Source organism: Roseibium sp. LAB1 (assembly GCF_054658235.1).
Genome location: NZ_BAAGIB010000001.1, coordinates 760,799 through 774,640 on the forward strand (window position 1 = coordinate 760,799; position 13,842 = coordinate 774,640).

A 13,842-nucleotide genomic window follows, 5' to 3' on the forward strand; every position below is an offset into this window, starting at 1 on the left:
CCGGCTCTTGATATGACCATTTTAACCTTGGGACTGCCCATGCGACCTATCCTTTTATCCGCAATTTGCGCTCTTGCTCTTGCCGCCTGCCAGTCCGGATCCTCTCAACGCACTTCACAGCCCGATCAGCCCAGGCTGGACGTGCCGGCAGGTGCGCAATCGGTGAAGATTGCGGCCGATCCGGCAAACGTGCGCTCCGCACTCGTCTCCAGCGCCCAGGAACGCGGCACCGTCGTTCTGCAGGACCAGCCCAACATGGTGGTTCTGGAGCGGCCGATGACAGGTGCAAACCCGGCGCTCGATTCCGAATTCGGTCCATCCGACAACGGCCAGCGCGTGATACGCATCCGTGTCCGCTTCACCGGCACACCCTGCCAGACCCTCGCGGTCCAGGACCTTGCCGTGATCAACAACGTTCGTACGGCACTGGAACAGAGCTTCGTCCTGCCGGGCAACCCGAACACGATGCAGAGCCTGCAAGGCCTGAAATCGCGCGCCGAACAAGGCAGCACCTGCCCGCCGCTTTCGTCGTGACGGCCTGATCATCAGTCTTGAAAGAAAAGAGGCGTGGCAGGGTCTCCGGCCACGCCTCTTTCATGCCGGCCGATACCGAAGCGGGTCACAGCAGTGGGAGACTTTCCCTCGCTCCGGACACACTCACCGGCATGACTGTCGATCTGTCAGGCAGGTACAGCTTCAGCGGCGAACTGCTTCAGGAACTCTTCACTGGGCGGAATCGGCTTGATCACATCGATCAGGACCCCGTTCGGATCGCAGGTGATGAAATGGCGTTGCCCGAACGCCTCGTCCCGCAGCACCTGTAGAACAGGCAGCCCATTTGCCTGCGCGGCTTCGTAAACTGCGTCGACGTCCTCGACCTCGAAATTAAGCAGAAGCCCCCCTGCCCCGCGTCCGCGACCGGCTTCCGGAATGGTTTCGTGGGTCTGGTCCAGAATCGCAAGATTGACGCTTTCGTCTTCTTCCGACTGCAAATGCACATACCAGTCGGCTTCGAACATCGCCTTGAAACGGAAGTTTTCAGAGTAGAACCGAACCGTCTCGGCGACCTTGTCCGTCATGAGGACCGGATAATACTGGGTGCATTTCATCGTTTCTCTCCTGTTTCCTGCCGGCGCCTTAATGCGAGTTGCCTGAAGCGTTTGACGTCCGGCTGTCGCAGAGGCTTTTCAATCGCAACAAAAAGACATACAGTCTGTATGTATTTTTCAATTAACATACAGGCTGCATGTATGCAAGGAAGAACCACTGAGAAATCCGGCGAACGACGTACGCAGGCGGAACGGCGCGCGGAGACGCGCAAGGCCCTGCTGGACGCGGCACGGGCGCTGATCGTGGAAAAGGGCTACGCGGAAACCGGAACACCGGAGATCGTCAAGGCGGCGGATGTCACTCGCGGGGCGCTTTATCATCACTTCGCCGACAAGGCTGACCTGATGCGGGCGCTGGTTCACCGGGAATCGGAAGCGATCGCGGAAGAGATCAACAGCCGGACAAACACCGGCCAGACACCGCTCGATGCCTTCATGTCAGGCGCCAGTGCCTATTTCTCGGCAATGTCCGTACCAGGCAGAGCTAGGATCATGTTGTTGGAAGGGCCAACCGTATTAGGTCTGGCAGAAATGGCCGAGATTGACCGGCAGACCGGTGGCGCGACACTTCTGGAGGGCCTGCGTCACGCAAAAAATCACGGCGCCCTGAAAGACATCCCGCTGGAACCGCTGGCCGACCTGCTCTCCTCCGCCTTCGACCGGGCCGCACTTGCCATTGCAAATGGAGGGGGCAGACAGGCCTATGAAACCGCAACCCGCAAACTGCTGGCCGGGCTCCTGGCTGAAGGATAACTGACGGATGATCGGCGTTGATGTCGCGATCTTTCAAGACGGCTTGGCCGCATCGCTCTATGGCTTGCTACACACCAACAAATCGGGAGAGCCTAGTGATCCTCAGATACACCATCCTTTACGTCGACAATGTCGCCGCCGCACTCGATTTCTACGAAAAGGCCTTTGGCCTGGAACGATTGTTCCTGCATGAATCCGGCGACTACGGCGAACTGGCGACCGGCGAGACAAAACTCGCGTTTTCCTCCAAATCGCTGATGAGCCAACTTGGCAAGACACCCGGTACGCCCGACCCGAAATCACCGGTCTTCGAACTGGCTTTCGAGACGGACGACGTTGCAGCGTCACTTGCCCGCGCGGTCGCAGCCGGTGCATCCAAATTGCAGGACGCTCGGGAAGAACCGTGGGGACAGATCACGTCCTATGTCGCCGATCCCTTCGGCTACCTCGTAGAAATCTGCTCGCCGGTCCAGTTGCCGAGTGCCGGTTGAGACAGCAGCATCAGGCGATGGCGGTCCCGGCGCAATTGTGCCGGCGACCCGCCGAACCAACGCGTCAGGTCGCGTGTCATATGCGCCTGATCGCTGAAGCCACAGACTGACGCGATCTCCACCAACGGTAAGTCTGTGGCCAGAAACCCTGCCGCCCTGCGGGCGCGCGCCAGAAGGCGCCAATATTCCGGCGGCGGCAGGCCCTGCTCCCGGAACCGCCTTTGCAACGTTCTGAGCGAAACGCCGGCCCCTTTCGACACCTTTTCGATACTTGCCCCCGGCAGCGTCAGGGCAACGATCACCTCGTCCAGGTCGTTTGCCTCATCGAGTGCATTGCCCAGGATGTCTTCAACCCGTTCGCAATCCCGCTCGATGGCTTGAAGGACGTCGTCTCTCACGACAGCACCCGGCCGCAGCCGGAAACCGGTAATCCGCGTTCCTGCGGCAAGTTCGGAAATCCGTGGCTGGAAATCCAGGTCCGTCAGAAAAACCCTCTCCGGCTGGCCCGTTTCGCACACCACCAGCACGTCGCGACAGCCATCTGGAAGGATCAGTGCCCTTTCCGCCCTGTCGATCCGGTGCTGCCATTTTTCAAATCTGACCGTGCCGTTCATGGCCACTCCTGTAGCAGCTGGCAGGGGCCCAAGCGAGATCCTTCAACAGGTGATTTGCCGCAATTAACACCCCGTCGATTGAAAAACCGGATCGAAAACACCGCTTTCAATTCACCCGGTCAAATGTCATGAAACAGGCGGTTACCCTGTCTTGACCGTCCCGGAGCCCATCAGATGATCGAAAAGCTGGAGATGTTTCTCGCCGTGGCCCGCGAAGAGCATTTCGGCCGTGCCGCCGAAAGCCTGGGCATCGCCCAGCCGACGCTCTCGACCGGCATCAAGCAGCTTGAGGACCAGCTCGGTGTTCAGCTGTTTTTCAGAGGCTCCCGTTTCGGCGGCCTGACACCGGAAGGCCAGCGTGCCCTGGTCTGGGCCCGCCAGATTGTTGGCGATGCCCGCCAACTGCGCGAGGAGATGCGCTTTTCCCGCGACGGTTTGACCGGGCAGCTTCGCATAGCCGTCATTCCGACCGCGCTGACCTGGGCGGCAAAGCTGACCACATGGTTCGGCAACAAGCATCCCAACGTGCGCTTCACCATCCTGTCCCGCAACTCGATGGAAATCCTGTCGATGCTGGAAAACCTCGATATCGATGCCGGGATTTCCTATCTCGACAATGAACCAACCGGCAGGGTCAGCACCGAGCCGCTCTACAATGAAAGCTACATGCTGGTCTGCAATGAGACTTCGCCCTTCTCGGGGCGCAAGTCGGTCAAATGGAAGGAACTGGCAGAGGAAAGGATCTGCCTGCTGACCCCGGACATGCAGAACCGGCGGATCATCAATAGGCATTTCGAGGAGGCCGGCATCATGCCGGAGGCCCGGATCGAATCCAACTCCACGGTGGTGCTGGTGGCAAATGTGCTGGACGGCGGCTGGATAACCGTGCTGCCGGCGGATCTCGCCGAATTTTTGACGGCCGGAAAACCCATGAAGACGATCCCGCTCGTCGGCGTTCACGCCGGCCACACTGTCGGTCTCGTCGCCCCTTATCGCGAACCGCACACCCCGGTTTTGCGGGCTCTTCTATCTGAAGCAAGACGCATTTCCGAGGTCTGAACTGAAGTTAGCCGAAACGGTTAAAACCTGATCGATTATGATTTGTAATCGATCAACGGAAAATCATTATTGATATCAAATCAAACTTAATGGTGTGATGCGCCTCGAAATATACGGGAGGACGCGCATGCCGTATGCGACGGGAGAGCCCACGGACGATCAGATTTCGGCCGTGATGGAAGAATTTATTGCCTTGGAAGGTCCACTTCTGCCGATGCTGCACGGCTTGCAGGCGGAATTTGGCTATGTTCCCCAGGCAGCGGTCGAGCTGATTGCCGACGCCCTCAATCTGTCCAGGGCGGAAGTCCACGGCGTCATCTCCTTCTACCATGATTTCCGCAAGGCCCCCGCGGGACGACACGTCATCAAGATCTGCCGGGCGGAGGCCTGCCAGGCTGTTGGCGGCGAAGCCCTGGGCGAAGCGGTTCTGGCCAGGCTCGGGCTGGATTGGCACGGCACAACCCGCAACGGTGCGGTCACTCTCGAACCTGTCTACTGCCTTGGCCTGTGTGCCTGCGCCCCAGCCGCGATGATCGACGGCAAGGTCATCGGCCGTGTCACAGAAGATCGCATGACGCGCATTCTCCAGGAGGCCGGCGTATGAAGATCTTCGTCCCCCGAGACAGCGCTGCAAAGGCACTGGGTGCTGACGACATCGCAGCAGCAATTCAAATCGAGGCCGGCAACCGCGGTCTCGATGTCACCTTGGTGCGCAACGGCAGCCGCGGCATGGTCTGGCTGGAACCGCTGGTCGAGATCGAGACGGACGGTGTCCGCAAGGCCTTCGGCCCGGTGACGGCAGAGGATGTTCCCGCCCTGCTTGACGAAACGCTGGAAAGCCTCGGCACCGTCGAGAATATTCCCTTCTTCGCCCGTCAGACCCGGCTTACCTTTGCCCGCTGCGGCCTGATCGACCCGCTCAGCCTGACCGATTACGAAACCCATGGCGGCCTTGCCGGGCTGAAACGGGCTCTTGGCCTCAGGCCTGAGGAGATTGTCGCGGAGGTCACGACGTCAGGCCTGCGCGGCCGCGGCGGCGCGGGGTTCCCGACCGGCATCAAATGGGACACGGTGCGCAAGGCGGAAGCGGCTCGCAAATACATCGTCTGCAATGCCGATGAAGGCGACAGTGGCACCTTTGCCGACCGCATGATCATGGAAGGCGACCCCTTCACGCTGATTGAAGGCATGATCATCGCCGGTCTCGCCACCGGCGCCACCAAGGGCTTCGTCTACATCCGCTCCGAATATCCGGATGCCATCGAGGTGATGGAAGCCGCGGTCAGGATCGGCCTCAAGGCCGGAATGCTCGGGACGAACATTCTCGGCTCCGGCAAGATCTTCGACCTGGAAATCCGCACCGGTGCAGGCGCGTATGTCTGTGGCGAGGAAACCTCTCTCCTCAACAGCCTGGAAGGAAAGCGCGGTATCGTGCGCGCCAAACCGCCTTTGCCGGCACTCGAAGGCCTTTTCGGCAAACCGACTGTCGTCAATAACGTGCTGTCACTGGCGACCGTTCCGGTGATCCTCCAAAAAGGCGCGGAGTTCTACGCAGGTTTTGGTCTTGGCCGCTCCAAGGGCACCATGCCGATCCAGATCGCAGGCAATGTCCGCTATGGCGGCCTTTTCGAGACCGCCTTCGGCATGCCGCTCGGAGAGCTGGTCAACGATATTGCCGGTGGCACCGCCAGCGGCCGGCCGGTCAAGGCTGTGCAGGTCGGCGGCCCGCTTGGAGCCTATATGCCCGTCTCCAGGTTCGACACTCCGTTCGGCTATGAAGAATTCGATGGTCAGGGTGGTCTCATCGGACATGCCGGGCTCGTCGTCTTCGATGACAAGGCCGACATGCTGAAAATGGCGCGCTTCGCCATGGAGTTCTGCGCAGTGGAAAGCTGTGGTAAATGCACACCCTGCCGGATTGGCGCCGTGCGCGGTGTCGAGACCATCGACCGGATCGACGCGGGCGATGCAGGCGCGGTCAGCCTTCTGACTGATCTTTGCGACACCATGAAGGACGGCTCACTCTGCGCCCTGGGCGGCTTCACGCCTTATCCCGTCATGAGTGCCCTCACCCACTTCCCGGAAGACTTTTCCCGCCAGAAGGAGGCTGCCGAATGACGGATCTCGCCACCATCCACGACGACCGCGACATGGGCACCCCGGCAAAGGAAGGCGCCCCGGTTACGCTAACCATCGACGGCTTCGAGGTCACCGTGCCGGAAGGCACATCGGTCATGCGCGCCGCCTCGGAAATCGGTCTTCAGGTCCCCAAGCTCTGCGCCACCGACAGCATTGACGCCTTCGGCTCCTGCCGCCTGTGCGTGGTCGAGATTGAAGGACGACGCGGCACACCTGCGTCCTGCACGACGCCGGTTGCGCCGGGAATGGTCGTTCACACCCAGTCGTCCAGGGTCAAGCAGATCCGCAAGGGGGTGATAGAGCTCTATATCTCCGACCACCCGCTGGACTGCCTGACCTGCGCCGCCAACGGCGATTGCGAATTGCAGGACATGGCCGGCATGGTCGGCCTGCGCGATGTCCGTTACGAGCCGGGCCGCAACCACTTCGAACAGCGTTCCTCTGTCGGCCCGAACCCGGAGTATGTCCCGAAGGACGTTTCCAACCCCTATTTCGCTTATGATCCGGCCAAATGCATTGTCTGCTCGCGCTGTGTGCGGGCCTGTGAAGAGGTTCAGGGCACCTTTGCATTGACCATTGAAGGCCGGGGGTTTGAAAGCCGCGTTTCGCCCGGTGCTGCCTTCGACGATTTCCTGTCTTCCGACTGCGTTTCCTGTGGTGCCTGCGTGCAGGCCTGCCCCACGGGCACGCTCCAGGAAAAATCCGTCATCGAATTGGGCACACCGGAGCGTTCCGTCGTCACCACCTGCGCCTATTGCGGCGTCGGCTGTTCGTTCAAGGCCGAGCTGAACGGCGACGAACTGGTGCGCATGGTGCCTTACAAGCACGGCAAGGCCAATCGCGGCCATTCCTGCGTCAAGGGCCGCTTCGCCTATGGCTATGCCACCCACAAGGACCGCATCCTCAACCCGATGATCCGCGACAGCATCGACCAGCCCTGGCAGGAAGTGTCCTGGGACGAGGCCCTCAGCTTTGCCGCCAACCGCCTGCGCGGTCTTCAGGAAAAACACGGCCGCAAGTCCATCGGCGTGATCACCTCCAGCCGCTGCACCAACGAGGAAACCTTCCTGGTGCAGAAACTGACCCGGGCGGTCTTCGGCAACAACAACACCGACACCTGCGCCCGTGTCTGCCACTCTCCCACCGGCTACGGCCTCGGCCAGACTTTCGGAACATCAGCAGGCACGCAGGATTTCGATTCCGTCGAACATACCGACGTCGTCATCGTGATTGGGGCCAACCCGACCGACGGCCACCCGGTCTTTGCCTCCCGCCTGAAGAAGCGCTTGCGCGCGGGTGCAAAACTGATCGTCATCGATCCACGACGGATCAACCTGGTGAAATCGGCCCACATCGAGGCGTCCCATCACCTGCAGCTGCGCCCCGGCACCAACGTTGCCGTGGTAACCGCCCTCGCCCATGTCATCGTCACGGAAGGTCTCTTCGACGAGGCGTATATTCGCGAACGTTGCGACTGGGACGAGTTCCTGGCCTACGCGGACTTCGTCCGCGATCCGCGCCATGCCCCGGAAACCAGCGAACGCCTGACCGGCGTTCCGGCGGAAGAGCTGCGCAAGGCGGCACGCCTGTTCGCCACCGGCGGCAACGGCGCGATCTACTATGGCCTCGGCGTGACCGAACACAGCCAGGGCTCGACCACCGTCATGGGCATCGCCAACCTTGCCATGCTCACGGGCAATGTCGGCCGCAAGGGTGTCGGCGTGAACCCTCTGCGTGGTCAGAACAACGTCCAGGGCTCCTGTGACATGGGCTCCTTCCCGCATGAGCTTCCCGGCTATCGTCATGTCAAGAACGAGGACGTCCGCACAATCTTCCAGGACGCCTGGGGCGTGGAGATCGATTCCGAGCCAGGACTGCGTATTCCCAACATGCTGGACGCCGCCGTCGACGGTACCTTCAAGGGGCTCTATTGCCAGGGCGAGGACATTCTTCAGTCCGATCCGGACACCAAACACGTGGCGGCCGGTATTGCGGCCATGGAATGCGTCATTGTTCACGACCTCTTCCTGAACGAGACCGCCAATTACGCCCATGTGTTCCTGCCCGGCTCCACGTTCCTGGAAAAGGACGGCACCTTTACCAACGCCGAGCGCCGCATCAACCGAGTGCGCAAGGTGATGGCACCGCGCAACGGCTATTCCGACTGGGAGATCACCCAGATGCTCGCCAATGCCATGGGGGCCGGCTGGACCTATTCCCATCCGTCGCAAATCATGGCCGAGATCGCTGCGACAACGCCGTCCTTTGCCGGTGTGTCCTATGATCTGCTGGAGGAAAAAGGCTCGGTACAATGGCCCTGCAATGAAGTTTCTCCTGACGGCACACCACTGATGCATGTGGACGGCTTCGTGCGTGGCAAGGGCCGGTTCATTGTCACCGAATATGTGGCGACGGACGAAAAATCCGGCCCGCGCTTCCCGCTGCTGCTGACCACGGGCCGGATCCTGTCCCAATACAACGTCGGTGCCCAGACCCGTCGAACCGACAATGTGATCTGGCATGATCAGGATCTTCTGGAAATCCACCCGCATGACGCGGAAAACCGCGGCCTGAAGGAAGGCGACTGGGTAAAGCTGGCGTCCCGTTCCGGCGAAACGACCTTGCGGGCCCATCTAACCGACCGGGTCAGCCCGGGCGTCGTCTACACCACCTTCCATCACCCGGACACACAGGCGAACGTCATCACGACCGACTTCTCCGACTGGGCCACCAACTGTCCGGAATACAAGGTGACAGCGGTTCAGGTCAGCCTTTCCAACGGACCAACCAACTGGCAGGAAGACTATGCCGCCCAGGCGGCGCTCTCCCGCCGGATCCTTCCGGCTGCGGAGTGATGGTGATGGATCGCCCGCTCTCCCGCTCCATGCCTGGCCATGCTGTCCACCCGGACGGCCAGGTGTCGGTCGCGCGAAGCCTGCCCGAGGAAAGCCCAATCGCCCTCGTTTTCGACGGCACCACTCATGCCGTCATGATGGCGACACCGGGAAACATCGCCGATTTCGCCGTCGGCTTCGCTCTGAGTGAAGGCATTATCGAAGATATCGCGGAGATCCAGGACTTCGAGGAAGTCTCACATGGGCAAGGCATCGAGGCTCGTCTGTGGTTGCGTGCAGATCGTTCGACAAAGCTACTTGCCCGCCGCCGCGCCATGGCCGGTCCGGTAGGCTGCGGCCTGTGCGGTATCGACAGTCTGGAGCAGGCCCTCAGGCGCTTGCCGAAGGTTGATGGTACCACAACAGTCCTGTCCCGCCAGGATGTGGCCAGAGCGACCGATGCGCTCAGCAGACTGCAGCCGCTTCGGGACCAGACGCGCGCCACCCACGCTGCCGGTTTCCTCCAGCCGGGCAAAGGTGTGGTCGTGGCGCGCGAGGATGTCGGCCGACACAATGCGCTCGACAAGCTGATCGGCGCCCTCGCCCGTGCCGGAACCGACCCGGCGAGCGGCGCGTTTGTCCTCACCAGCAGGTTGTCGGTGGAACTGGTGCAGAAATGCGCCTTCGCCGGTTGTCCAGCACTGATTGCCGCCTCGGCCCCGACATCGACCGCACTCCGCCTCGCCGATGAGGCCGGTATCACGGTCGCGGCTTTTACTCGGGACGGCGGGTTTGATCTTTACGCGCATCCTGAGCGCGTCTTATCCGGAGTTGCCGATGTCGCCTGAAAAGATGGTCTATATGGCCAACCAGATCGCCACCTTCTTCAAGACCCAGCCCGGCGTTGACCAGGCTGAGAAGGTTGCCAATCATCTGAAGGATTTCTGGGAACCGCGCATGCGCGCTCAATTGACCGCCTACGCCGAGACCGGTGGCGCAGGTCTCGACGAGGTCGTCCTGGAAAGCGTGCGCAGGCTTTGACGGCATGGGTTGAGGCGGGACTTTCCCTCTTCATTGCCACGGTTTTGAAACTCGGAAAATCTGCGACTGCGAGTATGTGGCCCATCCTACGAGACGGACCTGACGGTCCTCCTCGGGATCGCCAGAAACTCCAACGTCTTTCCAATAAGACTACCCGCCGGCAGCTCCCATCCCGGCCAAAGCCCCATCGCCGCGGCGTTCCCGCCCTCGGTAGCGAACAAATGTCTGCAGTCCGTACAGGGCATTTCCTTCGCTCTCCTGTGCCGACTTTGCCAGCAATCCTGCCAGATGCGCCGCCGCTGCACTGGCGCCGCGGATGTCCTCTCGTCCCACCGCAATCGGACAAGCACCGAACACTGCGTGTGGCAGATCCAGCCGCGAAAGCTCATCCAGCCCGCAGCGGGCATCACCCTGCACGGACAGGACACCATCAATCGCTGCCGGATAGGCGTTGCCGCCGCGTGCCGGTGCAGAGCCGACGATCAGACTGCCCGCCTGCTGAAGCCGAGCCACTGCCACCGACATCTCGATGGAAGATCGCGCCATGCCGAAGGCACACAGGACGATGTCGGGCGGGTCCTCGGCCAGCCAGCTCAAGGCATCGCAAACGCTTTGAAGTGATGTCGAGAGCTGCCCAGGAAACACAACAGCATTGAGCATTTGAACGTCTTTTGCATGGGAGCACACGGTCTGCGCCATGGCAGTTGCGTGCGCTGATGCCAATTCGGCTCCATCCTGCGCACAAAACCATTCCTGGCCTGCCAACCCCGGCCAGTCTGATGGCAAGGCGCCGTCTATCAGCCCGACCCGGATCAAGATCTCGCCTCCCTCTCCTGCAACGTCAGCTCGCCGTCAAAAGAGCCATACCGTTCAGCGTTCCCATGAGTAACGACAAGGCGGGTACGGTCGCCGAACCGGGCATCGATCCGGGCCATGATCCGCGACACCCGGTCTGCGTCGACTTCCGAAAGGCTTTCATCAAGGATCAGCACCCGGAACGGCTGCAACAGGGCACGGGCAAGGCACAGCCGCTGGCGCTCGCCGCCTGACAGGTCCAGACCTCCCTCGCCCAGAACCGTTTCAAGTCCCTCTTCGGCGAAGCGGTCTTCAAGTTCCACAAGCTGCAGAACGGCATGCATGTCTTGCTCATTCGCATCAGCCGATCCAAGACGGAGATTGTCCGCCAGGGTTCCGGAAAAGACATGGCCCTTTTGCGGAACCAGCGAAACCGCAGCCCGGAGGTCGTGAAGCGACAGTTGGCGCAGGTCTGTGCCATCCAGAAGGATCGTTCCGTTCCTCGGGTCGTCATGACGCTGTACCAGCGACAGGAGCGATGTCTTGCCGATGCCGGACGGCCCACACAGCCGGACTTTCTGCCCTTTGGGCACGATCAGGGAAACATCCTCGAACAAAGGAGATCCACCGTCCGGTGCATAGGCAACGCCTGCCAGCACCAACTCACCGCCATCGGCGGCCAGTGGCACAGGCGACGCCGGATCCTGCACATCCGGAACAGCGCTCATGATACGGTCCAGCCGGTCGAGTGCCGCCTTCATCCGCGCCTGTCCGTGCCAGAGCGAAATCAGCGACTGCATCGGGCCGATCAGGAAAGCGAGGTAAGCGGTGAAGGCAATCAGAGATCCGAGGGGCATCGTGCCGTCGATCACTGCAAGTCCGCCCACCAGAAACACCGCACCGCGCAGGATCGCTGTCAGCACCATCGGCACCGCGCGCGTCACCTCGTTCCACATTTGCGCCGACAACAGCGCTGCAACAAGGCCCTGCTGCCGCGTTTCAATTCGCTTTGCCGCAGCTCCGGTCGCATTCAATGCCCGCAAGGCTGACAGCCCGGCGACAGTCTCTGCAAGTCCTGATGCCAGAACACCGCGAGCCTGCCGCACGTCGCGTGCCTTCGCCTGGGTCACGAGCCGGGCACGGGCGAAGAACAAAAGCTCCACCGGAGCCAGAGCAAGCGCCAGAAGGGCCAGTTTCGGTGCCAATACGAACAGCATGACGAGGCCGCCCACCAGCCTCAGCAGACTGCCGCCTCCATTCACCAGAACCGCGAACGTGAATTGCTGAACTTCCCCGGCATCACCATCCAGCCGGCTCATGAGTTCGCCGATGGATTGTTTCGCCTGCCAGCGGGGCGACTGGGCAAGGATCCTGTCAACGGCCGAACGGCGCAGATCCGCCAGAAGTCTTGCCGAAAACCGCAAGTGCATCAATGAATTGAGTGCGCCCAGCGCCAAAGCAGCCAGCCCGACGGCAAAGAGGACGGCCACGAACATGACAAGCGCCTGCTTGTCCCCGGCGATCAGGCCCCGGTCGATGACGAGCTTGGTCAGGTAAGGCGGCACCAGTGCTGCGCCTGCTGCCACAAGCGAAAACAGAAACAGCATTGCCAGCGGCCAGCGGTAGGGCGCGACCAGCGGCACCAGCCACGCCGCCTCACGGGTGCCGAAGACCCGGTTGAACAGGCCACGCAGCAGCAAAGGCCGGGACGGCACTGCCCCGGCCTGATCTGTTCCTTGCAAGGAAACTGCCTGCTTCATCCGCTTTCCATGTCTCCTGCGCTCCCCCTGTTATCCCCGCGAAAGCGGGGACCCGGGAACCTCATGCATCCGCCGCTCAAACGCGCGTTCACGAAGTCCACGTCGCTAGCCCCGCTTCGTTTGCCAGGGATGACAAAGAAGGTTATCGCGGAACCTAACTGCCGGTACTGATTACCTGCATTGTGCCGGCTGCCATGTCGCCGCCAGAAGGCAGACGGATTTCGCCGATACGCTCAAGGGTTTCGGCATCGTAGACGCCGATATCGTCATTGGTGCCGCCGACATAGATTTCCGTGCCGTCGGAGGAGATGTTCACACAGTAATAGGTATGCGGCAGGTCAACCCGCTTGATCAGCTCCTTCTTGTCGACATCATGTTTGGAAAGCTGGGTGTAGACACCATAAAGCTTGCTCTTGTCGTTGGGGTCGCGCACGGCGGAGAACATGATCACTTCCAGGCTGGCGAAATCGGCGATGGTGCTTTCACCGGTCGTCAGGTCGACCGACTGGTACCCCCACACGAAATCGGCAATCTCGCTCATGGTCTCGTCGGTGAACTTGGCAGCCGAATAGAGCAACATGAACTCGTCCGCCTGGGTGCCGATGGGCCAGAAGGCCAGCACGTCCGGCGGTGAGTAGGTCGGCCTGTCCCAGGTGGCGTTCTTGATCTTGATCGAGATCTCGCCTGTCTTCGGGTCGATGGCATAGATCTCGTGCCCGGCGGCATAGAGCATGCCGTCCCGGCCGGTCGCCATCACCGTCATGCGGCGCGGGCTTGGAAAGGTCCGGGCCGGTTTGGCGTCAAGGCCGGCCGACGTCTCATAGACGGCGATCTCCGGTTCCAGAACCTCGTAGCGGTCGGCGAGCAACCGCACCGGATTGCGCACCGTGTAGACCTCTTTACCGTCCTTGGAAACAGCCAGGGAGGCAATTGTCTTGCGCCGGATATCGCCTTCGGACTGATGCGCGGAAAACACGGTTTCGCAGGTGGACAGATCGATCCCGAAAACATCTTCCCAGCGATTGCCGAGGATATAGGCGATCTTGTTGTCCGGCGACACGACAACGACACCGGGGATCAGGTTGAAGTCGAGCTTGCAGTCGGTCTCTATCGTCCGCGCCTTGGCGTCGATCACGTAAAGCCGGTCGGGCTTTGCGACCGTGACGATCAGGTCCTTGGCGAGGGCCGGCAGAGCGGTAAGGCTCAGGGCCAGGGCTGCGCTTGCCGCAGCAATCAGGTTTCGCATC

Annotated in this window: 14 protein-coding genes; 9 read left to right on the forward strand and 5 right to left on the reverse strand. The window is 61.2% G+C overall.

Features of this window, described 5'->3' with window-relative positions:
- Positions 1-39 precede the first annotated feature (39 nt).
- Positions 40-534: a hypothetical protein gene (locus ACYQ54_RS03645; protein WP_460079435.1), complete on the forward strand. Its 495-nt coding sequence runs from the start codon at positions 40-42 to the stop codon at positions 532-534.
- Positions 535-680: 146 nt separating this feature from the next.
- Here ACYQ54_RS03645 and ACYQ54_RS03650 read toward each other — a convergent pair whose 3' ends face one another.
- Complete coding sequence (locus tag ACYQ54_RS03650) at positions 681-1,109, reverse strand: VOC family protein (protein ID WP_460079437.1); 429 nt, start codon at positions 1,107-1,109, stop codon at positions 681-683.
- 141 nt (positions 1,110-1,250) lie between these two features.
- On the opposite strand from ACYQ54_RS03650, the gene ACYQ54_RS03655 reads away from it, so the two are divergent.
- Both ACYQ54_RS03655 and ACYQ54_RS03660 read left to right on the forward strand, forming a co-directional pair.
- Positions 1,251-1,862, forward strand: a complete 612-nt coding sequence (locus ACYQ54_RS03655; protein WP_460079439.1) for a TetR/AcrR family transcriptional regulator — start codon at positions 1,251-1,253, stop codon at positions 1,860-1,862.
- Between the two features lie 95 nt (positions 1,863-1,957).
- Positions 1,958-2,353 carry a VOC family protein gene (locus ACYQ54_RS03660; RefSeq protein WP_460079440.1) on the forward strand — a complete coding sequence of 132 codons (396 nt, stop codon included), beginning with the start codon at positions 1,958-1,960 and terminating at the stop codon, positions 2,351-2,353.
- Here the strand turns inward: ACYQ54_RS03660 and ACYQ54_RS03665 are convergent.
- Entirely contained in the window at positions 2,305-2,967 is a 663-nt protein-coding gene (locus ACYQ54_RS03665) for a helix-turn-helix domain-containing protein (RefSeq protein WP_460079442.1), read from the reverse strand. The genes ACYQ54_RS03660 and ACYQ54_RS03665 overlap by 49 nt on opposite strands.
- A gap of 174 nt (positions 2,968-3,141) precedes the next feature.
- Between ACYQ54_RS03665 and ACYQ54_RS03670 the strand changes: the two genes are divergently transcribed.
- From ACYQ54_RS03670 to ACYQ54_RS03695, 6 genes are all read left to right on the forward strand, one after another.
- Entirely contained in the window at positions 3,142-4,026 is an 885-nt protein-coding gene (locus ACYQ54_RS03670; RefSeq protein WP_460079444.1) for a LysR family transcriptional regulator, read from the forward strand.
- A 127-nt stretch (positions 4,027-4,153) separates the two neighbouring features.
- A complete protein-coding gene (locus ACYQ54_RS03675; protein ID WP_460079445.1) occupies positions 4,154-4,630 on the forward strand; it encodes a formate dehydrogenase subunit gamma in 477 nt (158 codons plus the stop codon).
- A complete protein-coding gene (locus ACYQ54_RS03680; RefSeq protein WP_460079447.1) occupies positions 4,627-6,144 on the forward strand; it encodes a formate dehydrogenase beta subunit in 1,518 nt (505 codons plus the stop codon). The genes ACYQ54_RS03675 and ACYQ54_RS03680 overlap by 4 nt, the downstream gene beginning before the upstream one ends.
- Before the next feature lie 32 nt (positions 6,145-6,176).
- Positions 6,177-9,020 carry a formate dehydrogenase subunit alpha gene (gene fdhF, locus ACYQ54_RS03685; RefSeq protein WP_460081665.1) on the forward strand — a complete coding sequence of 948 codons (2,844 nt, stop codon included), beginning with the start codon at positions 6,177-6,179 and terminating at the stop codon, positions 9,018-9,020.
- A 5-nt stretch (positions 9,021-9,025) separates the two neighbouring features.
- Positions 9,026-9,847 carry a formate dehydrogenase accessory sulfurtransferase FdhD gene (gene fdhD, locus ACYQ54_RS03690; RefSeq protein WP_460079449.1) on the forward strand — a complete coding sequence of 274 codons (822 nt, stop codon included), beginning with the start codon at positions 9,026-9,028 and terminating at the stop codon, positions 9,845-9,847.
- Positions 9,837-10,040, forward strand: coding sequence for a formate dehydrogenase subunit delta (locus ACYQ54_RS03695; protein WP_460079450.1), 204 nt, complete (start codon positions 9,837-9,839; stop codon positions 10,038-10,040). The genes fdhD and ACYQ54_RS03695 overlap by 11 nt, the downstream gene beginning before the upstream one ends.
- A gap of 150 nt (positions 10,041-10,190) precedes the next feature.
- Here the strand turns inward: ACYQ54_RS03695 and ACYQ54_RS03700 are convergent, their stop codons facing one another.
- The 3 genes from ACYQ54_RS03700 to peaD form a co-directional block, all read right to left on the reverse strand.
- On the reverse strand, positions 10,191-10,700 hold the full coding sequence (locus ACYQ54_RS03700) for a hypothetical protein (protein ID WP_460079452.1): 510 nt from the start codon (positions 10,698-10,700) through the stop codon (positions 10,191-10,193).
- 152 nt (positions 10,701-10,852) lie between these two features.
- The gene (locus tag ACYQ54_RS03705; protein WP_460079454.1) at positions 10,853-12,595 is read right to left on the reverse strand and encodes an ABC transporter ATP-binding protein; all 1,743 of its coding nucleotides are present in this window, start codon (positions 12,593-12,595) and stop codon (positions 10,853-10,855) included.
- Positions 12,596-12,749: 154 nt separating this feature from the next.
- Positions 12,750-13,841 carry a quinohemoprotein amine dehydrogenase subunit beta gene (gene peaD, locus ACYQ54_RS03710; RefSeq protein ID WP_460079455.1) on the reverse strand — a complete coding sequence of 364 codons (1,092 nt, stop codon included), beginning with the start codon at positions 13,839-13,841 and terminating at the stop codon, positions 12,750-12,752.
- Position 13,842: the final 1 nt, after the last annotated feature.